Annotated in this window: 21 protein-coding genes; 14 read left to right on the forward strand and 7 right to left on the reverse strand. The window is 67.8% G+C overall.

Features of this window, described 5'->3' with window-relative positions:
* From HYV14_05115 to HYV14_05125, 3 genes are all read left to right on the forward strand, one after another.
* Positions 1 to 2455, forward strand: a 2455-nt coding sequence (locus HYV14_05115; GenBank protein MBI2385378.1) for a hypothetical protein, incomplete at its 5' end; no start/stop codon positions are given.
* 146 nt (positions 2456 to 2601) lie between these two features.
* Complete coding sequence (locus HYV14_05120; GenBank protein MBI2385379.1) at positions 2602 to 3039, forward strand: OsmC family protein; 438 nt, start codon at positions 2602 to 2604, stop codon at positions 3037 to 3039.
* A gap of 77 nt (positions 3040 to 3116) precedes the next feature.
* Entirely contained in the window at positions 3117 to 4256 is a 1140-nt protein-coding gene (locus tag HYV14_05125; protein MBI2385380.1) for an MFS transporter, read from the forward strand.
* Positions 4257 to 4266: 10 nt separating this feature from the next.
* On the opposite strand, the gene HYV14_05130 is transcribed toward HYV14_05125, so the two are convergent.
* The gene (locus tag HYV14_05130) at positions 4267 to 4569 is read right to left on the reverse strand and encodes a hypothetical protein (GenBank protein MBI2385381.1); all 303 of its coding nucleotides are present in this window, start codon (positions 4567 to 4569) and stop codon (positions 4267 to 4269) included.
* Position 4570: 1 nt separating this feature from the next.
* A complete protein-coding gene (locus HYV14_05135; protein ID MBI2385382.1) occupies positions 4571 to 4924 on the reverse strand; it encodes a hypothetical protein in 354 nt (117 codons plus the stop codon).
* A 23-nt stretch (positions 4925 to 4947) separates the two neighbouring features.
* On the opposite strand from HYV14_05135, the gene HYV14_05140 reads away from it, so the two are divergent.
* A complete protein-coding gene (locus HYV14_05140) occupies positions 4948 to 5424 on the forward strand; it encodes a DUF1499 domain-containing protein (protein ID MBI2385383.1) in 477 nt (158 codons plus the stop codon).
* On the opposite strand, the gene HYV14_05145 is transcribed toward HYV14_05140, so the two are convergent.
* Together HYV14_05145 and HYV14_05150 are read right to left on the reverse strand one after the other, a co-directional pair.
* A complete protein-coding gene (locus HYV14_05145; GenBank protein MBI2385384.1) occupies positions 5421 to 6569 on the reverse strand; it encodes an alpha/beta hydrolase in 1149 nt (382 codons plus the stop codon). The two genes, HYV14_05140 and HYV14_05145, sit on opposite strands and share 4 nt — an antisense overlap.
* Positions 6566 to 7453: an SDR family oxidoreductase gene (locus tag HYV14_05150; GenBank protein MBI2385385.1), complete on the reverse strand. Its 888-nt coding sequence runs from the start codon at positions 7451 to 7453 to the stop codon at positions 6566 to 6568. Before HYV14_05150 ends, HYV14_05145 begins: the two co-directional genes overlap by 4 nt.
* A gap of 75 nt (positions 7454 to 7528) precedes the next feature.
* On the opposite strand from HYV14_05150, the gene HYV14_05155 reads away from it, so the two are divergent.
* The 3 genes from HYV14_05155 (at position 7529) to HYV14_05165 (ending at position 9001) form a co-directional block, all read left to right on the forward strand.
* Positions 7529 to 8014: a hypothetical protein gene (locus HYV14_05155; GenBank protein MBI2385386.1), complete on the forward strand. Its 486-nt coding sequence runs from the start codon at positions 7529 to 7531 to the stop codon at positions 8012 to 8014.
* A 102-nt stretch (positions 8015 to 8116) separates the two neighbouring features.
* Entirely contained in the window at positions 8117 to 8584 is a 468-nt protein-coding gene (locus tag HYV14_05160; GenBank protein MBI2385387.1) for a hypothetical protein, read from the forward strand.
* 18 nt (positions 8585 to 8602) lie between these two features.
* Positions 8603 to 9001 (forward strand): toxin-antitoxin system YwqK family antitoxin, encoded by a 399-nt coding sequence (locus tag HYV14_05165; GenBank protein MBI2385388.1) that lies wholly within the window; start codon positions 8603 to 8605, stop codon positions 8999 to 9001.
* On the opposite strand, the gene HYV14_05170 is transcribed toward HYV14_05165, so the two are convergent.
* On the reverse strand, positions 9002 to 9763 hold the full coding sequence (locus HYV14_05170) for a transposase (GenBank protein ID MBI2385389.1): 762 nt from the start codon (positions 9761 to 9763) through the stop codon (positions 9002 to 9004).
* 137 nt (positions 9764 to 9900) lie between these two features.
* Here HYV14_05170 and HYV14_05175 point away from each other — a divergent pair, with 137 nt between their 5' ends.
* Positions 9901 to 10995 carry a hypothetical protein gene (locus tag HYV14_05175; GenBank protein MBI2385390.1) on the forward strand — a complete coding sequence of 365 codons (1095 nt, stop codon included), beginning with the start codon at positions 9901 to 9903 and terminating at the stop codon, positions 10993 to 10995.
* Positions 10996 to 10999: 4 nt separating this feature from the next.
* Here HYV14_05175 and HYV14_05180 read toward each other — a convergent pair whose 3' ends face one another.
* A complete protein-coding gene (locus HYV14_05180) occupies positions 11000 to 11782 on the reverse strand; it encodes a hypothetical protein (protein ID MBI2385391.1) in 783 nt (260 codons plus the stop codon).
* Between the two features lie 110 nt (positions 11783 to 11892).
* Between HYV14_05180 and HYV14_05185 the strand changes: the two genes are divergently transcribed.
* From HYV14_05185 to HYV14_05195, 3 genes are read left to right on the forward strand one after another with little or no spacing between them, the layout of a single operon-like run.
* Positions 11893 to 12663 carry an N-acetylmuramoyl-L-alanine amidase gene (locus HYV14_05185; GenBank protein MBI2385392.1) on the forward strand — a complete coding sequence of 257 codons (771 nt, stop codon included), beginning with the start codon at positions 11893 to 11895 and terminating at the stop codon, positions 12661 to 12663.
* Positions 12664 to 13164 carry an asparaginase gene (locus HYV14_05190; protein ID MBI2385393.1) on the forward strand — a complete coding sequence of 167 codons (501 nt, stop codon included), beginning with the start codon at positions 12664 to 12666 and terminating at the stop codon, positions 13162 to 13164. It begins immediately after the preceding gene.
* Positions 13165 to 13188: 24 nt separating this feature from the next.
* Positions 13189 to 13839: a hypothetical protein gene (locus tag HYV14_05195; protein ID MBI2385394.1), complete on the forward strand. Its 651-nt coding sequence runs from the start codon at positions 13189 to 13191 to the stop codon at positions 13837 to 13839.
* On the opposite strand, the gene HYV14_05200 is transcribed toward HYV14_05195, so the two are convergent.
* The gene (locus HYV14_05200) at positions 13836 to 14933 is read right to left on the reverse strand and encodes a PA0069 family radical SAM protein (GenBank protein MBI2385395.1); all 1098 of its coding nucleotides are present in this window, start codon (positions 14931 to 14933) and stop codon (positions 13836 to 13838) included. The genes HYV14_05195 and HYV14_05200 overlap by 4 nt on opposite strands.
* Positions 14934 to 16198: 1265 nt before the next feature.
* Here HYV14_05200 and HYV14_05205 point away from each other — a divergent pair.
* Genes HYV14_05205 through HYV14_05215 form a run of 3 tightly spaced genes read left to right on the forward strand, consistent with a single transcriptional unit; the run spans position 16199 to position 17749 of the window.
* Entirely contained in the window at positions 16199 to 17209 is a 1011-nt protein-coding gene (locus tag HYV14_05205) for an integron integrase (protein ID MBI2385396.1), read from the forward strand.
* A 29-nt stretch (positions 17210 to 17238) separates the two neighbouring features.
* Entirely contained in the window at positions 17239 to 17538 is a 300-nt protein-coding gene (locus HYV14_05210) for a BrnT family toxin (GenBank protein MBI2385397.1), read from the forward strand.
* Positions 17531 to 17749 (forward strand): antitoxin, encoded by a 219-nt coding sequence (locus tag HYV14_05215; GenBank protein ID MBI2385398.1) that lies wholly within the window; start codon positions 17531 to 17533, stop codon positions 17747 to 17749. The genes HYV14_05210 and HYV14_05215 overlap by 8 nt, the downstream gene beginning before the upstream one ends.
* The last annotated feature ends 82 nt before the right edge of the window (positions 17750 to 17831 follow it).

Genomic DNA, 17831 nt, shown 5'->3' on the forward strand with positions numbered 1-17831 from the left:
GGGCACCGTCGACTCCGTGGAGTCCAACCCGGACCAGATCCTCAAGAAGGCGAAGGATTCGCTGAAGAACCAGGAAGTGCAGGACGAGATCGCCAAGCGCAAGGCGGCGATCGAGGCCGCGAAGAAAGCGAAGGGCTCGGCCGGCGGCGACGCCTCCCAGTCCAAGGCCCTCGGCTACTTCGCCAAGGTCGTCGGCATCGGTTTCGCTTTGATCTCCCCGTGGATCTCGGCGGCGGTGTACACCGTGCTCGGCCTCGTCGCGATCGCGATGGCCCCCGAGCAGGGCCGCTGGCTCGGCCGGCAGTTGGCCGTCATCGGCCTCGGCACGCTCGTCATCGGCGGCGCGGCGTCGCTCGCGGTCGCCAAGCTCGGCCTGGCGATGGGCGCCTTCGGCGTCGGCGTCTCCTTCCTCGTCCCGGCCGGCATCGCCCTCGCGATCGGCGTCATCGCCACGATCCGCGCCAACAAGAAGGACGGCGCGACGCTCGCCTCCGCCGCCGCCACCCCGGCGGGCTCCTCCGTGACCCCGGCCCCCGTCGCGGCGCCGGTCGAGGCCCCGGCTCCCGCCGCGTCCTCTCCCAAGGCGTCGTTCTCGATCAAGCCGCTGCTGGACCTGATCGCCCGCGCGTGGAACGCCGTCCTCGGCGTCCTCGGCATGGGCGTCAAGAAGATGGAGACGCCCGAGATCATGGCCCAGCGCCTCATCGATCAGCTCAACGCCGCCAAGCCCGTCTACAACAACAAGGTCCGCGAGGCCTCGACCCTCGTCGAGAAGCTCCGTCTCCAGATCGAAGGCGAGGTGAAGAAGATCGCCGAGTTCGACCGCACGATCACCGCCCTTCTCTCCGACAACGACGAGTCCAACGACATCCAGGCCGCCGGCCTCCTCAACAGCCAGAAGACGCTCGAAGCCTCCGTCGCGGCCACCAAGGAGCAGCTCGCCTCTTCCGAGAAGGCCCTGGAGAACATCAAGGAGGAGCGGGCGCGCTACTTCTCCGAGCGCGAAGAGACGCTCGCCAAGATCCAGGCCGGCCTCACCAAGGTCAAGTCCGCCGAGATCCAGAAGCAGATCGCCGAGCTCAAGGGCGGCTTCCAGATCGGCGACCTCAAGGACAACCTCGACCGCTTCGACGGCGCGGTCAACGACAAGATCGCCGACGCGAAGGGGACCACGGACGCCGTCGACTCCAACCCCGACCAGGTCCTCAAGAAGGCCAAGGACTCCCTGCGCACCCAGGAGATCGCCGACGAACTCGCCAAGCGCAAGGCGGCCATCGAGCAGGCCAAGAAGGACAAGGGCGCGGCGGGCGGCAAGTTGAGCACGGCGGACTCCATCTTCATGTCCGCGATGGGCGTCATGCTCGGCGTCGGCCTGACCTTGCTTCCGGGCTTCGGGACCGTGGCGGTCGCGGCGCTCGTCGCGGGCGGAGTCTCGATCCTGGCCGCCAAGGTCTCCGTCAACGTCGCCGGCACGGGCCGCGCGTACGACTTGGCGGCGACGCAGCTCCGGGCAGCCTCTATCGGCATGGCGCTCATCGCCGGCTACGCGCTGATCGCCGGCGCGGCGTTCCTCCCGACGCTCATCGGGGCGGCCGTGGTGGGCGCGGCGGCGTATTGGAACTCCCGCAAGGACGCGGCGCAGGAAGCCGCGGCGAAGGATGATAAGGGAGAGGCCGGCGGCCTGCTCCTCGAGCTCGGTATCGGCGCGGCCGTGATCGCGGTGATCGCCGCGGTCTCCGCGCCGTTCCGCAACCTGCTGGCCCGGGCCTGGAACGCCGCGCTCGGCATCTTCGGCCTCGGCGTGAAGAAGATGGAGACGCCCGAGGTGATGGCGCAGCGCATCATCGACCAGCTCAACGCCCAGAAGCCGGTGTACAACCGCAAGGTGCAGGAGGCCTCGACCCTCGTCGAGAAGCTCCGCCTGCAGATCGAGAAGCAGGAGGCGCAGTCCGCCGAGCTCGACCGCGCGGTGACGGCGATCCTGTCGGACTCCGACGAGCTCAACAACGTCATGGCCGAGTCGCTGCTCAACCAGAAGAAGACCGTGGACTCCTCCACGGTTCTAACGAAAGAGCAGTTGGCTCTGTCGGAGACCACCCTCCTTTCTATCAAGCAAGAGCGCGCCTCGTTCTTCTCCGAGCGCGAGGAGATGCTGGCGAAGATCCAGGCCGGCCTCACGAAGTCCAAGTCGGCCGAGATCCAGAAGCAGATCGCCGAGCTCAAGGGCGGCTTCCAGGTCGGCGACCTGAAGGACAACATGGACAAGTTCGAGGACGCGGTCAACGACAAGGTGGCCGACGCGAAGGGCACCGTCGACTCCGTGGAGTCCAACCCGGACCAGATCCTCAAGAAGGCGAAGGATTCGCTGAAGAACCAGGAAGTGCAGGACGAGATCGCCAAGCGCAAGGCGGCGATCGAGGCCGCGAAGAAAGCGAAGGGCTCGGCCGCCATGTAGTAATCGTCTTTCGGACCCCCGAAGGCCCGCGCGACGACGATCGCGCGGGCCTTCACCTTTTATAGAACGGCATTTCTCGCGGACTGTTTCCGGAAACAGCTGCGCCCGGTCAAAGGTCCGTTCGGGACGAAATGGTAAAATGATCCATGCCCCAGCCATTTCCCCATCGTTATGAAGTGAGCCTGACCTGGAAGGGAGGAGAGACCAGCGAGATCTCCGCCGGCCCGCGTCCCGTCCTCCCCGGCGGGCCGCCCGCCCAGTTCGACGGCACGGACGAGACCCGCTGGAGCCCCGAGCACCTCGTGCTGGCCGCGCTGGCGCAGTGCCTGATGCTGACCTGGGTCTCGCTGAACAAGCGCTCCCGGATCCCGCTGAAAGGCTGGGAGTCGAAGGGCGAGAGCGTCCTCGAGAAGACGAAGGAAGGCCTCGTCTTCACCTCGTTCAAGCTCACCGTCGCGCTCAAGACCGAAGAGCCCCGGATCGAAGAAGCCCGAAAGCTGCTCGAGACGGCCAAAAAATACTGCATCATCGCCAACTCGCTCAAAACCCCTCCCACCCTCGAAGCCGTCGTGGAAGCCGCCTGAGCCAGAAGCCCCCGATCTCGGAGCGCGCCGCGCTCCTGGTCCTCGCCTCCGTCCATTTCGTCAACCTGCTCGACTTCATGATGGTGATGCCGATGGGCCCGGACTTCGCGGGCGCGCTCGGCATCCCGATGTCCCATCTCGGGGTCATCGGCGGCGCCTACACCGCCTCGGCGACCGTCGTCGGCATCGCCGGCTCGATGCTGCTCGACAAGTGGGAGCGCCGCTCGGCGCTGACGATCGCGATCGCCGGCCTCGGCCTGTCCACGATGACCGGAGCGCTCGCCGTCGGCGGCGCGTCGCTGATCCTGGCGCGAGTGGCCGCGGGTGCGTTCGGCGGCATCGCCGCGACGCTGTGCTTCTCGATCGTCGCCGACCTCGTGCCCGAGGAGCGCCGCGGCCGCGCCACGGCCGTCGTGGCCTCCGGCTTCTCTCTGTCGTCGATCTTCGGCGTGCCGGCGGGCCTCGAGCTCGCGCGGCGCGGAGGCTGGCGCGCGCCGTTCCTTGTCGTCGGAGCGATCGCGCTGCTGTTGGCCGTGTCGGCGCGCCTGCTCCTTCCGCGGTTGAGGGCTCATCTCGACGCGAAGGAAGCCGCGGCGCCGCTGCCGCTCGACGCGCGCATGGGCCTGAGCTTCGCCGCGTTCGGCTGCTCGATCCTCGGGAACTTCATGCTGATCCCGAACATCCCGGCCTATCTGCAGTTCAACATGGGCTTCCCGCGCGCGCATATGGGCCTGCTGTACTTGGGGGGCGGGCTCGCGAGCCTGGCGACGATGCGGCTGGCGGGAGTCTGGACGGACCGCTCGCGCGCGCTGTGGCCGGTGCTGACGGGCGCGGTCCTGGTCTCGTCGGCCCTCGTCTTCGGCGCGGTGCTCCAGCCCCCATGGCTGCCGCCGGCCCTGTTCTTCGCCGCGTTCATGAGCTGCAACTCCGCGCGCTGGGTCGCGGTCAACGCGCTGGCCAGCCGGGTGCCGCCGCCGTCGGCGCGGGCCCGCTACCTGTCGGCGCAGAACGCGTTCTCGCACGCCGCCAGCGCGACCGCCTCGTTCGCCTCGGCCGCCTTCCTGACCTCGGACCCCTCCGGACGGCTGGTCGGCATGCCCGCGCTCGCGGCCACGGCCGCGCTGCTCGGGCTCGGCGCCCCGCTCGCGGTGTGGCGTCTGGAGAAGCTGCTCCCGGCGCGCCCCGCGCCGCGCGTCCCCGTCCCGGCCGAGTTCTAGCTCCGGCGGATCAGTCGCCGAGCAGGCTCAGGTAGAGATGCGGCTCGGCGACGGCCTTCTTGGCCATCTTGAGCACGCGCGAGAGCGCGTGCTTCGTGTTCGGCTGGGCGTTCTCCGAGAGCTTCTCGAGCTCGGGGATCACGACGGCGAGCTGAAGCCGGTTGAAGGCGGTCACGCCCTCGACGTCCACGTAGCGGAGCATCGGGTAATCGGGGTTCCCGCTCGGGATCGCGGCGGCGAGTATGCCGCCGTCGTCGATGAACAGGTCCAGCTCCCCGCCGAATTCGTCTTCGAGATACGCGTCGAGTCCCATGCTACCTCCCCGGATACATCGTCACGACCCGGCCGTCGGGCTCGGAGATGACGACGCAGGTCCGCACCGGCCTGCCCGAGCGCCCGTCCGTGCCGATCGCGTCCTTCCCGCCGGCGACGCGCTTGTCGCGGCCGTTCTTCTGACGGACGGGCTTCGCCTTCTCCGCGGCCCTCAGAAGCTCGAGCAGGTCCGTGCCGGGCAGGAACAGGCTCTTGCCGCGGCTGCGGCGGCCGCCGGCGAAATGGCTCTCGCGCACGTGACGCTCCGCCCGCTCGCCGAGCGCGAGAGCGGCCGGCTCCGCGGCGGCGGCGAAGGCGGCGAGGGCGAGGACGGCGAGAACGGCGCGACGGAGCATGGGCGATTATATAAGATGCCTCCATGAAGAAGCTCCTCCCCCTCCTCGCGCTGTGGGCCTCGGCCTGCGCCCCTCGGATCAACGACATCACGACGACTCCCGACGATCCGCCGAGCTTCCGGCGCGCGGCCCTGCTGCCCGAGAACCGGGGCCGGGACATGACCTATCCGAGCGCCAACATCTCCCGGCAGCGCAAGGCCTACCCGGACCTCAAGCCGCTCGGCCGCGTCGACCCGCCGGAGAGCGCCTACGAGGCGGCGCTCGCCGCCGCCCGGCGCATGCCGCGCTGGAACGTCATCGCGGCCGACGCCGCCGCGCGCGTCATCGAGGCCGTGGCGACGACGGGGCTGCTGCGCTTCAAGGACGACGTCGTCATCGAGGTGCGCCCCAACGGCTCCGGCTCCGCCGTCCACATGCGCTCGAAGTCCCGCGCCGGCAAGAGCGACTTCGGGACGAACGCGAAGCGCATCCGCGCCTTCTTCGAGGAGCTCGGCCGCTAGCGCAGGGCGGACGCCAGGAACCGCTCGACCGCGTAGGTCGAGAGCTGGCCGCACGGGCCGTTGAAGTTGTAGTCGCAGCCGTGCGTGGCCCAGGGCATGTTCAGGAAGTAATGCGGCACGCCCGCGGCCTTCAGCTTCCCTGAGAGCCGGTACTCGTGGAGCGGCCAGACCATCTCGTCGCGGCCGCCGTGGATCATCAAGGTCGGCGGCGACTTCTTCCCGGCGGCGAGCAGCGGGGAGGCCCGCTCGTAGCGCTCGGGCTCCTCGGCGGGAGAGCCGCCCAGGTACTGGCGCAGGAGCCGGCGCGAGTCGATCATGCGCTTGGGGCCGGGAACGCGCCAGGCGAGGAACAGGTCGTTGGGACCGTAGAAGACGACGATGCCCCTGAGCCCGGGCGGCGGCTCGGGGTCGTGCGCGGCGGCGAGCGCGATCTGGGCGCCGGCGGAGCGGCCCAGGAGGATCACGCGGCTCGGATCGAGCGCTAGGTCCGTGGAACGGTCCCTCAAGAACGACAGCGCGTCGCGGAGGTCGTCGACGGGGCCGGGGAAGATCGAGCGCGGGGCGAGGCCGTAGTCGACGGAGGCGACGGCGTAGCCGCGGGCGGCGAGGTAGCGGGAGAGGGGGTCGAGCTCGAGGCGGGAGCCGCTTTGCCAGGAGCCGCCGTGGACGACGATCACGAGAGGGGAGGGCTTGAGCGCGGCGACGGGACGGTACAGCTCGAGGGAGAGGACCTCGCCGCAGGAACGGGCGTATCGCTCGGTGGTCTGATGAACGGGACTTAACGGCACGCCCATCAACAGATTCTTGAACGACAACGGCGTGGAGGATACGTCCGACGGACCGAAGGCGGCCTCCATGCTTTTCGGCAGGCCTGCGGCTACGGATAACGATCTCAGCAACGGGGTCAGGAATAGAAATGACGCGGCTATTCCTATGACGACTGAATATCGGCCGCCGCGTGTCGTGCTCCAACCTGGAGCGAACGGCAATAAAGACAAGACGGCGAGGGCGTGGCCCCACTCGGTCACGATGATCGACAGCATCCACAGGTGGTAGGTGGGGGCGCGAAAGACGGCCAGGAGGGATACGAGCAGGAACACGGCGGCGTAGACGATTCGCCCTCTTCCGTTTCGGATCTGGATCATCCCCACGCTCCTCTTAACGCCTTGAATCCGGCCTCATAGGTCAGCGGAGCCAAACCGATCGCGGCGGCCAAACGCGACGAGACCAAGGATGAGTCGCGCGGGCGCGGAGAAGCGAATGTCGCATCGACGGCCCGCGCCTCGCGGATGAGGTTTTCGTTGAAACCCATGATCCGCGCGAAGGCGGTCGCGGTCTCGAAGCGCGTGGCGCGGTCGGCCCCGCCCCAGTGGAACACGCCCTCGAGGTCGGGGTCGGCGAGGAGCTTGCCCAGGACCTCGGGCAGCTGGTCGGCGGCCGTGGAGGTGCGCCATTGGTCGACGAAGGCCGCGACCGGCTCGCCGGCGGCCAGCTTGGCGCGCAGGTTGTCGACGAAGCCCGGACGCCCGCCCAGCGGCCGGCCGTACGCGGTCGAGACGCGCAGCACCGCCGCGCCGGGGGCGCGGACGAGGGCCGCCTCCTCGCTGGCGAGCTTGCCGCGGGCGTAGACCCCGCGCGGGTTCGGACGGTCGTCCTCGCCGTACCAGCCGCGTTCGCCGTCGAACACGAGGTCGGTCGAGAAATGGACGAGCCGGGTCCCCGAGGCGCCGCACAGCATGGCCAAGGTCTTCACCGCGTCCACGTTCACGCGCTTGGCCCGGTCGGGGTCCCGTTCGCAGACATCGGGGTCGGCCTCGGCTCCGGCGTGGACCACGACTTTCGCGGCGGCGGCGTCGAAGGCGCGCCGGATCGAGTCGGGGTCGGCCAGGTCCAGGTCCAAAGCCCCCTCCCCGGCGCTCGTCCGGGAGGCCCGGAACACCGTCCAGGACCCCGAGAGGGCGGGGGCCAGGCGCCGGCCGATGAAGCCGGTAGCACCGGTCAGGAGCAGAGCGGGGGGCGTTTTTGTCACCTAGGTCCTTGGGCCCAGACCGGCTCGGGTAGTATGCCTCAGGCCGGTTCGAGCCGGAGCGACTATACTGGTTTTATGGTGAATCGAATAGGTCTCGCGGCGCTCCTCCTGGCTCTGGCCGCCCCCGTTCGGGCCAATAACGCCCTTTCCGACGCCCGGGGCGTCGCCGGCGGACGCCTTTCCTCTTACGACGGCGGCTGCACCGGCGGCTCATGCGGCGCCGCGGTGACCGCCTGCGAGGGCGAAGCCTGCCGGATCGACGCCGTCTCCCAGAACGCCCTCAAGACCGGCGGCCTGACCGTGGCCAAGGACAACGGCTCACGCCCGGCGATGACCGCCGAGGTCCCCGCCCCCGCCCTCGGGGAGGACAAGGAAGGCTCCAAGGACAAGCCCGGCTTTTTCAGCAAGCTTCTCAGCGGCAAAGGACTGATGTACGGCCTCGGGGGCGCCGCGGCCGGAGCCGGCATCGGCTGGCTGGTCGGCGGGCCGATCGGCGCGGTCGTCGGCGGCCTACTCGGCGCCCTCGGCGGGTTCTTCCTCTCGAAGATGCTCTCGAAGTAGCCTCACCCGATATCACGCAGGAAGGCCGGCCCCTCGACGGGCCGGCCTTCCTAGTTACAAGACGCCCTTGCCGGAACCCGTAATCGGAGATATACTCAGCCCATGACCCGACGCGCTCACTGGCTTCGACTCGCGCTGCTGGCCGCCCCCATCGTCCTGTCGCTCGCCTGCGGGGGAGACGACCCCAAGCCGACCTACGACCCCGATCTGACCGGCCCCTGCCAGGACATCAACCAGCGCTGCGGCTCGAGCGCGGACTGCTGCGGGGTGCTGACCTGCAACGCCAACAAGGTCTGCTCCGGCGGCGGCTGCCAGGCCGCGGGCACCTCCTGCACGAGCTCGAGCCAATGCTGCGGCACCATGAGCTGCACCGGCGGGGTCTGCGTCGGCGCGACCGGCTGCAACGGCGCGGGCGCGAGCTGCTCCAGCTCCAGCCAATGCTGCAGCTCGCTGACCTGCAACGGCGGCGTGTGCGGCAGCGGCACGAGCTGCTTCGGCCAGGGCGCGACCTGCACCTCTTCGACGCAATGCTGCGGCACGCTCACCTGCCACAGCGGCTTCTGCCAATAGATGTTGTAGGATTACCGCATGGCTAAAGCGACCAAGACGCCCCTCAAGTCCGGGATCACGAAGGAACTTTTCTCCAGCGGCAAGGTGTCCGCCGAGGTCCCCTACAAGAAGGGCGTGCGCGAGGGCGCGGGCAGGATGTACTACGAGACCGGCGAGCTCTACGCCAAGGAAACCTACAAGGCAGACAAGCTCAACGGCCCGACGACCACCTACTACGTCTCGGGCAAGGTCCAGTCCGAGCTGAGCTACAAGGACAGCCTCCTCGACGGCCTGTGCAAGGAGTACTATCTGAGCGGCAAGCTCGAGTCCGAGACGACCTACAAGGCCGGCAAGAAGGAAGGCCCCGCCAAGATCTACGCCGAGACGGGCGCCGTCGAAAAGTCGCTCAACTATAAGGACGACAAGATCGTCCCCTGATTAAGGGGTCAGGCTTTCCGATCTTGCAATTCTCTCTCGGGAATAACGAGAGACCGAGCTGACTCCCAGACCAAGCCAACGGGCGGTCGCTGTCATTGAATGCCCTGCCTTGACCGCCTCCAATGCCATCAATCGGCGAACGGCGACGACACGCGGTGCCTTGGAGCATGACCGGACCGCCTCGATGCTGACGCCCTCGCGCGACGCGATAGGCAGACTCAGCGCCGCTATATCCTGTTTGCGGCTCGCTTCGTCTCGAATCAACGCCGGCGATCGCTTAGCCGCGCGCGGCCAGGGTTCAAAATCAGTGAGATCCGCCTGATTTCCCGGGTGGCTCATGACGCTGGACCAAGGCCAATCACACGGATCCGCGACCAAGCCCGCCCGAACCGGATTGAGGTGGATGTAGCGGATCAAACGATAAAGATATGCCTCATCCAAGCACAGATGCGCTTTGTGTCGGGCTTGGAACAGGTGACCCGTCCGCTGATGGCGCGCGTTGAACCGCAGGACGTAACCGGTCAGAAGCCGCTGCATCACCACTCTCAGAGGAATAGCGCCGACCCGAACGGCGAGATGGAAATGATTTCCCATCAAACAGTAAGCGACGATTTCAGCGCCCGTCTCTTCCTCGATGCGTTTTAAATCAGAGAGGAACTCCCTCCGGTCACGATCATCGATATAGATCGCGCCCCCGTTGACCCCGCGAGCCAACGCGTGATAAACGGCTCCTTGGAAATGGATTCTCGGTCTTCGACTCATCACTTATCATACGATCGAGCCCCTGAAAAAGTTGCATGGCCAGGGGAATCGCAACATCGGAAAGCCTGACCCCTTAGCCCTTGACGCCGGGCGGCTCCCCGGCTACGCTTCGTTCGTCCCCGCGCGTCAGGAGCCCCATGAGATCCCTCGCCTTCTTCCTGTCCTTGGCCGTGCCCGCCCTCGCCGCCGCCCAGGATCTCACCGCGAAGCAGGACAAGGCCGGCTGGTACCGCACCGTCCGGGAGTTCTCCGAGGCCGGCGTCGTCGCGCGCACGAGCTTCCCCTTCGAGACGCCCACCGACTCCAAGGGACGCTTCCTGTACTGTGCGCTCCTCCCCGCCGCCGATTGGACGCTCGACTCCAAGGAGGAGCATGTCGAGGAGCAATACCTAAGGCTGCTCAGCTCGGCGATGAACCTCCATGTCCGCACGGCCCCGGACCGGGAGATCGGCACCGGCGTCATCGGCTTCTGCGGGAAGGTGGAGTCCCCGACGCCGCAGGTCGATCTCGACCGGCTCGATGCCGATTGGCGGGCGGCCTGCCAGCACCTGAGGCCCGCGTCGAAGGCCGGCCGCTACACCTGCACGGAAGGCTCCGGCGCCGGCGGCGCGCCCTTCCCCCCGAAGCAGGCCGTCATCCAGACCCTCAAGGCCCTGGCCCGTTCGCCGCACGCGAAGACGGCCGTCAAGGCCCTGGGCCTCATGCCGGAGATCCAGGGGCGCGAAAAGCTCTTCGCCAAGACGGTCAGCGAGGTCCTGCGCGACCCCACGACCCCGCTCGCCGCGCGCGAGCGCGCCGCCGAGATCCTGGCCAGCGTCCACACCCACGACCTCTCCGCCCACACACTCGCGGCGGTGTGGGGCGACAAGGCCAACCCCGAAAGCCTGCGCCGGGCGGCCCTGCGCGGCTACTCGCTCGTCATGAGCTTCGGCACCTCGCGCTCGGCCGGCAGCGACCCCAAGGCCAAGGGCGAGGTCCGCGACCGCCTCCATCAGTACCTGCACCCGCTGGCGGGCGTCATCCAGGCCGAGACCCGCGACGGCAAGGACGGCAAAGGCGGCAAGGACACGCTCACCCCCCTCGGCGAGGACGCGCTGTGCGTCGCGGAGCAATACTCCAAGCGCTGGATCTGCTACGCCAACCGCTACGGCCAGACGTGGTACGAGGAGGTCAAGAAAGACGAGGCCGCGGGGCTCGACGCGTGCGCGAAGGACGGCAAGCTCAAGCGCTGAGAGTCTAGCGCGTCTTGGCGCTGAACGCGTCGCCCAAAGCGGGCGCGGCGCCGGCGACGGCCATCAGCGCGTCGGGATGCGCCGCGAGCCACCGGATCGTCTCGGGATCGGCCACCATCCTCTTCATCACGGCGGGATCGCCCAAGGCCTCCTGGATCGCGGGGCAGTCGAGCATCTTGCGCACCATCGGGCTGCCGAGCAGCGCGCGGACCGCCTTCGGATCGCGCATCGCCGGAGCGGAGAGGAAGGCGCGGATCACCGCGGGATTGCCGAGGATGGTCTTGGCCACCGCGGGGCTGTTGATCGCGATGCGCACCAGCGCCGAGTTCATATAGGCGTCGACCTTCTTCGGGTCCGCCAGGAAGGCGCGCAGTTCCCGCGGGCTTCCGAGCGAGCTGCGGGTCAGCAGGAACTTCGCGGGCCGGGCGGCCATCGCCGCCAGGAACCGGTGCTTCTTGGCCCAGGCCTCGGCCTTGGGAGTGATCACCGTGTAGCGCCGGTCCATCCCGCCTTTCGGCGCGACCCCGGCGACCATGTTCGCGTCGGCGATCGGCTTCAGCATCGACGACGCCGGCGGCGGGGCGGCGGCCACGGAGTCGCGCAAGGTCTCGCCGCGGGGAAGCGGCGGGGCGGAGCGGACCGGAGCGGGGCCCGTCTGGAGGTTGAAGGCGTGAGCCGTCTCGTCCGTCATGAACGCGTCGGCGGGGCGGGACATGACCGACCAGGTCACGGCGCCGCCGGCCCCCAGGAGGCCGAGGATGCTGACGACGGGCAGCATGCTCCTCACGCCTATAGAATACCCGTCTTAAAACCCGCGGTCATGGGCCTTTCGGCCCACCCCTTGACAGCGCCAGGGAGCGCGGTTATAGTAAGTTGACGCTTAGATTTAAGCTATATATGAAGAATATGAACGCGTGGAACCGCTTTTGCCCGGTCCTCCTGGCCGCCGCCCTGGCCTTCCCCGCGTCCGCCATGAACCCGGCCTCGCCGCTGCCGCCCGCGCCCAACCAGCCCATGGCGCCGGTGATCCTCGACCCCGGCCACGGCGGCGACGACGAGGGCGCGATCGTCCGCGGCGTGAGGGAGAAGGACCTGGCCCTCGTCTTCGCCCGCAAGCTCAAGGCCCGCCTCGCCCGCAACGCTGACCTTCCCGTCGTCCTGACGCGCGACAGCGACCGCTACGTCACGCTCGACGACCGCCTCGTCGACAGCGTGGACCAGAGCGGCTCGATCTTCGTCTCCCTGCATCTCAATCAAGTGAAGGGCAAGAAGGCCTCCGGCGCCATCGTCTACAGCTACGGCCCGGAGAAGCTGCGCAAGTGGCGCAAGCGCCGCCACCCGAGCGTGCCGCCGATGCCCGCGCCCCCGCGCGGCCAGGCCAGCGACAGCGCGCGCCTCGCCCGGACCTTCTCCCGCGCCCTGCGCGCCGACGGCTTCAAGGCCGAGGCCTCCCGCTCCGACTACTACGTCCTCAAGAACCCCGCCGCGCCGAGCGTGCTCATCGAGCTCGGCTACCTCAACAACCCCGACGAGGCGGCCAAGCTCGTCGACGGCGCCTACCAGGACAGGATGGTCGACAGCCTGGCCAAGGCGATCGAGGAATATGCGACCGCGCGTTCCCTCCGGGTCGATATTCCCGTCGCGACTAAAGTCGCCGTCAAGCGCTGAATGAAGGCGCTCGTCGTCGTGACCGGCGGGACCTTCGACAAGGAATACGACGAGCTGCGCGGCACCCTCTCCTTCGGCGCGACCCACCTTCCCGAGATGCTCAAGCTCGGCCGCTGTCTCCTCAACACCCGCATCCTCCGCCTGATGATGAAGGACAGCCTGTTCATGACCGCCGCCGACCGCCGGCGCATCCTCGCGGCGTGCCGCAAGGCGCCGGAGAGCCGCATCGTGATCACGCACGGCACCGACACCATGGCCGAGACCGCCGCCGTCCTCGGCCGCGGCCTCCAGGGCAAGACCGTCGTCCTCACGGGCGCCATGCGCCCCTACCGCTTCGGCTCCTCGGACGGCCTGTTCAACCTCGGCTCCGCTTTGTCCTTCGCCCAGGCCCTCCCGCCCGGCGTGTACGTCGCCATGAACGGCCTCGTCTTCGCCTGGGACGACGTGCGCAAGGACCGCCGCCGCGGCGTCTTCACCCGCCAAAAGGCCCATCCGCGCTGACCCGTTCCGGGTTATAATAAACGCATGAAGACGCTGGTGCTCCTGAGCCTCGTCCTGGCCGTTCCCGCCCTCGCCGCCCCCGCTCCCGTGCGCCTCTCCGGCGGCAAGAAAGCCGAGGACAAGCTGCGCCGCTTCGTCGAGCAGGACGCCGCCCTCAAGGCCCGCCTCGACGAGGCCGCCCGCCGCGAGGAGTACTACCTCGCCGAGGCCCGCGAGTCCGACCTGCGCGACGCCGTGTCCGACGTCCGCTCCGGCGAGCAGCTCCTCACCGGCCTCGAGCGATCCGTCGGCGACAAGCGCAAAGACCTCCTCTCCGCCCTGCCCGGCATGAAGGCCGCCGCGGTCCCGGCCTGCCGCGACATCGTCGCCTGCCCCACCCCCGATCTCGCCCTCGACGTCGCCGACGCCGCCCAGCTCTCCGATTCCGTGCGCCGCCTCGTCCGCCCGTGGATGGTCCTTCAGGAGGCCCGCGGCTCCGAGGTCGAGCTCACCCCCGTCGACGGCCCCGGCGACGCGACGGTCAGCGTCAAGCTCAAGGACCTCGACGCTCAGCCCCTCATCATCAACGTCTCCCCGCGCCTGCTCGGCGGCTTCAAGGTCTGGCTCGAGCGCCCGCTCTTCCTCGCCGCCCTGTACGGCCGCGAGCGCGAAGCCGTCCTCCGCGCCTCCCGCTAGATCAGCCTCAGCTGATCGCCCAGCGGCCTGCGGAAATTCCCCCGCTCCATAGGCGGCTGGCTCTTTCGGTTCAGCCCCAGACGCCTGCACGTCAGCGCGAAGAGCTTGGACAGGTGCTCCGCGAAGATCCCCTCGCCGCGCATGCGCGTGCCGAACCGCGGGTCGTTGAGCTCCCCGCCGCGCAGGCTCCTGATCTGGTTGAGCACCTTGGCCCGCCGGTCGGGGTAGTTCTGCGCGAGCCAGTCGTCGAACAAAGTCCCGAGATGATGGGGAAGCCTCAGCGGCACGTAGCCCGCCATCGAGGCGCCCGCGTCGGCCGCCGCCTCGAGCAAAGCCGGCAGCTCGTGGTCGTTGAGCCCTAAGATCATCGGCGCGGCCATCACGCCGACCTGCACCCCCGCCTTCGTCAGCTCGCGCATCGCCGCCAGCCGCGCCGGCGGCGCCGAGGCCCGCGGCTCCATGCGCCGGGCCAGCTCGCCGTCGAGCGTCGTCAGCGAGATCAGCACGCGCACGCCGGCGTGCCGCGTCAACTCCTGGAAGACGTCGATGTCCCGCGTCACCAAGGCGTTCTTCGTGACGAGGCCGCACGGCTGTCGCGCGTCCGCCATCACCTCCAGGCAGCCGCGCGTGATCTTGAGCTTGCGCTCGATGGGCTGATAGACGTCGGTGACCCCGCCGAGCGCGATCGTCTCCGGCTCCCAGGTCTTCTTCGCCAGCTCGGCGGCGAGAAGCCGGGGCGCGTCCTCTTTGACGAAGATCATCGTCTCGAAGTCGAGCCCCGACGACAAGCCGAGGTACTCGTGATAGGGCCGGGCGTAGCAATTGTGGCTGACAACGCCGTTCGCGATGAAGTCCTCGGTTCCGGTGCTGATATCCCACAAAGTCAAATCCCGCCCCAACGGCTCGATTGCCGCGACCTCAAGCCTCGCCGACGACTTGACGGCTTGACCTGCGATATCGCGCTTTCTCGCGATGGCCGGCTCCGTGAGCCGAAAGAACCGCAGATGCTCCGGAAGTCCGCCCCGGACACGAAGATAATGCACCGTCTTGCCCTTCAACTTCGCGGGGGACTCCCGGACAAAATCAAAGCGCATCTCCTTCAAACAACCGGCAGCCCGCTTTAGAATCTCTTCATCGCTGTTGGATATCCGGATGGTTCCGTGAAGATAGCTTCCCTCCGCGTCGAACAAGCCGGCCAAGTACCCGCGAGACCACTCCGGGTGTTTCGACGAGGGCCACGAAATCAGCTCCCGGATTCGAAGGAATGCCGCGCGCGAACTCACCCGGATGGCCCGCATCTCTTTACGGTTCTCTCGTGCAGCCTGAAAAAGAAATTCAGATGTCTCGACCCCGAACGAGCGCAGGTACGCCCCGGCCCGCGTCAGGGCGTCGGGATCGATCATGGCGAGACGGAATCGATACTGATGCCCATTGGTCCTCCCCGCGCGCTCATATGGATAGAAGCCAAGGTGGCCGTCTCCGCGGATGATCCCGCACAAGTAGCCTTTCCTGTACGCCGCGCTTTCCTCGTCCGGAGCCTCCGCCTCGACCATCCCGAAACCCATCAGCTTGTTGTTGACGGTAAGATGCGGCCGCTGGGTCGAGCCGTGCTGGACCACATGCTTCCAGCCCCGCTCAGTCAGAAAGCGATGATCCGCGCCGGCGATGAGCTCGGTCCCGTCCCCGAGGATCACTCGAAAAGCGGGCTTGGTCGTGCTCCAATGAGCCAGGACCTTCGTCTTCGCGTATCGCCTGTAGTGTCCGCGCTTGACCGTGCCGATCACGTCGTCGCCCACGCGCAGGGAAGCCAGCTCGCGAATCGAGCCGTTCGCCATGAGAATGCCGGTGTCGCCGGCTAGGCAGTACACGCAACCGTGCTCGCAGCCTCGATACGGGTTCAGGCTCCAGGTGAAGGGGATGTCGGGGCTGTCGTTCTTGACCAGGATGGATCTGGACGCGTCGCGGAAGAAGCGCGTCTTCGGCGCGGGCCTTTCCGCAGGGTCGGCGGATTCCTCCCACTCGTAGGCGAGCTCCTCGAACCGGTTCGTCGGGTTGAGCGCGGTCCCTCGTCCGCGCGGCGCTTCGGGCATGAGAGAGTATAGTAGTACATTTGTTCGATATCAAGGCCCATGGAACTTTTCACCCCCCTCGATCGTATGAAGAGATGGATTACTCCGCCATCCGCGTCGAACCCGGCGAGCCCGGCCGACTCATCGTCCGCCTGCCTTACAGCCCGGAACGCCTCGCCAAGATCAAAACGGTCCCCGGGCGCCGCTGGCATTCCCTCGACAAATACTGGTCCGTCCCGGACGAGGAGCAGGCCCCCGCGCGCCTGTCCGCCCTCTTCGAGGGCGACCGCATGGAGTTCGCCGGCGCTCCGGCGCCGCCTCCGCAGTCGACGGAGCCGCTCCTCGACCAGGTGCGCGCGGCCATCCGCGCCCGGCACTTCAGCCCGTGCACCGAGGAGGCCTATGTCGGCTGGACCCGCCGGTTCCTCTCGTGGTCGAAGGCCCCGGTCGAATCCCTCGACGAATCCGCCGTCTCCCGCTTCTTGACGACGCTCGCGCGGGAAGGCCGCGTCAGCGCCTCCACCCAGAATCAGGCCTTCAACGCCCTGCTCTTCCTCTTCAAGCACGCGCTCGGCCGGGAGATCGGCCTGATCGACGGGGTCGTCCGGGCCAAGGCCTCCAAGCGCCTGCCGGTCGTCTTGAGCAAGGACGAGGTCCGCCGCGTGCTGGGCGCCATGCGCGGCACGCCCAAGCTCATGGCCTCGCTGCTCTACGGCTCCGGCCTGCGCCTGCTCGAGTGCTGCCGCCTGCGGGTCAAGGACCTCGACTTCGACCAGAACCAGCTGGTCGTGCGGGCCGGCAAGGGCGACAAGGACCGCTACACCCCCTTGCCGGCCACCTTACGCGAATCGCTCAAAAAGCACCTGGCCTCCGTGGAGGTCCAGCACCGGGACGACCTCAGGCAAGGGCTAGGCAGCGTCGAGCTTCCCAATGCCCTCGGCCGGAAATACCCGAACGCCGACAAGGAATGGGGCTGGCAATGGGCCTTCCCCGCCGCCAGCCATTACGAGGACCGCGAGACCGGCATCAGGCGCCGCCATCACCTCCACGAAACGGTCCTGCAGAAGGCCTTCAAGGAAGCCCGCGTCATGGCGGGCATCTCCAAGCCCGCCGGCTGCCACACCTTGCGCCACTCCTTCGCCACGCACCTCATGGAGGCCGGCTACGACATCCGCACCGTCCAGGAGCTCCTCGGCCACAGCGACGTCCGCACGACGATGATCTACACCCACGTCCTCAACCGCGGCGGCCGCGGGGTGCTCAGCCCCGCCGACGGCCTGGGCCTTGACGCCATCACCTAGGCCGCGTACACTGTATGTACAGATTCAACATACGGGGACTGAAGTTCGCCTGGGACGCGTCCAAGGAGCGCGGCAACCTCCGAAAGCACGGCGTCTCCTTCATCGAGGCCGCGAAAGCCTTCCAGGATCCGCACGCGCGCCGCTTCTACGACCTTCGCCACTCCGAGGACGAGGACCGCTTCATCCTGCTGGGGATGAGCCCCAGCGCACGACTGCTCGTCGTCTGCCACTGCCACCGCGAAGAAGTCAGCACCATCCGGATCATTCCAGCGAGGAAAGCCAATGGCCAAGAAACGCAAGATTACGAAAGACAAAGATTCGATGCGTGACCGCTATGACTTTTCGAAGATGAAGTCGGTGCGTAATCCGTACTATGGGCGCTTGAAAAGGCCTATCACCATCCGCATAGAGGACGGCAGCCTCGTCTATTTCAAGACGCTCGCCGAAGAGTACGAGATGCCCTACCAGAGCCTGATCAACATGTATCTGCGGGACTGCGCCCAGAAGCGCAAGAAGCCCCGAACCAAATGGGAACCGTAGCCCCGCCCCCAGAGATCGCAGACTATGCCGCCCCCGCCACTTCGCAGACTATGCCGCCCCCTCCCGCGGCATATTCACCCAC

Source organism: Elusimicrobiota bacterium (genome assembly GCA_016182905.1).
GTDB lineage: Bacteria > Elusimicrobiota > Elusimicrobia > UBA1565 > UBA9628 > GWA2-66-18.

Bases quoted from the DNA above. Each gene is read 5' to 3' on its own strand.
- HYV14_05120 (MBI2385379.1), top strand. From the start codon at position 2,602: ATGCCCCAGCCATTTCCCCATCGTTATGAAGTGAGCCTGACCTGGAAG.
- HYV14_05125 (MBI2385380.1), top strand. From the start codon at position 3,117: ATGATGGTGATGCCGATGGGCCCGGACTTCGCGGGCGCGCTCGGCATC.
- HYV14_05130 (MBI2385381.1), bottom strand. From the start codon at position 4,569: ATGGGACTCGACGCGTATCTCGAAGACGAATTCGGCGGGGAGCTGGAC.
- HYV14_05135 (MBI2385382.1), bottom strand. From the start codon at position 4,924: ATGCTCCGTCGCGCCGTTCTCGCCGTCCTCGCCCTCGCCGCCTTCGCC.
- HYV14_05140 (MBI2385383.1), top strand. From the start codon at position 4,948: ATGAAGAAGCTCCTCCCCCTCCTCGCGCTGTGGGCCTCGGCCTGCGCC.
- HYV14_05145 (MBI2385384.1), bottom strand. From the start codon at position 6,569: ATGATCCAGATCCGAAACGGAAGAGGGCGAATCGTCTACGCCGCCGTG.
- HYV14_05155 (MBI2385386.1), top strand. From the start codon at position 7,529: ATGGTGAATCGAATAGGTCTCGCGGCGCTCCTCCTGGCTCTGGCCGCC.
- HYV14_05160 (MBI2385387.1), top strand. From the start codon at position 8,117: ATGACCCGACGCGCTCACTGGCTTCGACTCGCGCTGCTGGCCGCCCCC.
- HYV14_05165 (MBI2385388.1), top strand. From the start codon at position 8,603: ATGGCTAAAGCGACCAAGACGCCCCTCAAGTCCGGGATCACGAAGGAA.
- HYV14_05170 (MBI2385389.1), bottom strand. From the start codon at position 9,763: ATGAGTCGAAGACCGAGAATCCATTTCCAAGGAGCCGTTTATCACGCG.
- HYV14_05175 (MBI2385390.1), top strand. From the start codon at position 9,901: ATGAGATCCCTCGCCTTCTTCCTGTCCTTGGCCGTGCCCGCCCTCGCC.
- HYV14_05185 (MBI2385392.1), top strand. From the start codon at position 11,893: ATGAAGAATATGAACGCGTGGAACCGCTTTTGCCCGGTCCTCCTGGCC.
- HYV14_05190 (MBI2385393.1), top strand. From the start codon at position 12,664: ATGAAGGCGCTCGTCGTCGTGACCGGCGGGACCTTCGACAAGGAATAC.
- HYV14_05195 (MBI2385394.1), top strand. From the start codon at position 13,189: ATGAAGACGCTGGTGCTCCTGAGCCTCGTCCTGGCCGTTCCCGCCCTC.
- HYV14_05200 (MBI2385395.1), bottom strand. From the start codon at position 14,933: ATGCGCTTTGATTTTGTCCGGGAGTCCCCCGCGAAGTTGAAGGGCAAG.
- HYV14_05205 (MBI2385396.1), top strand. From the start codon at position 16,199: ATGGAGTTCGCCGGCGCTCCGGCGCCGCCTCCGCAGTCGACGGAGCCG.
- HYV14_05215 (MBI2385398.1), top strand. From the start codon at position 17,531: ATGCGTGACCGCTATGACTTTTCGAAGATGAAGTCGGTGCGTAATCCG.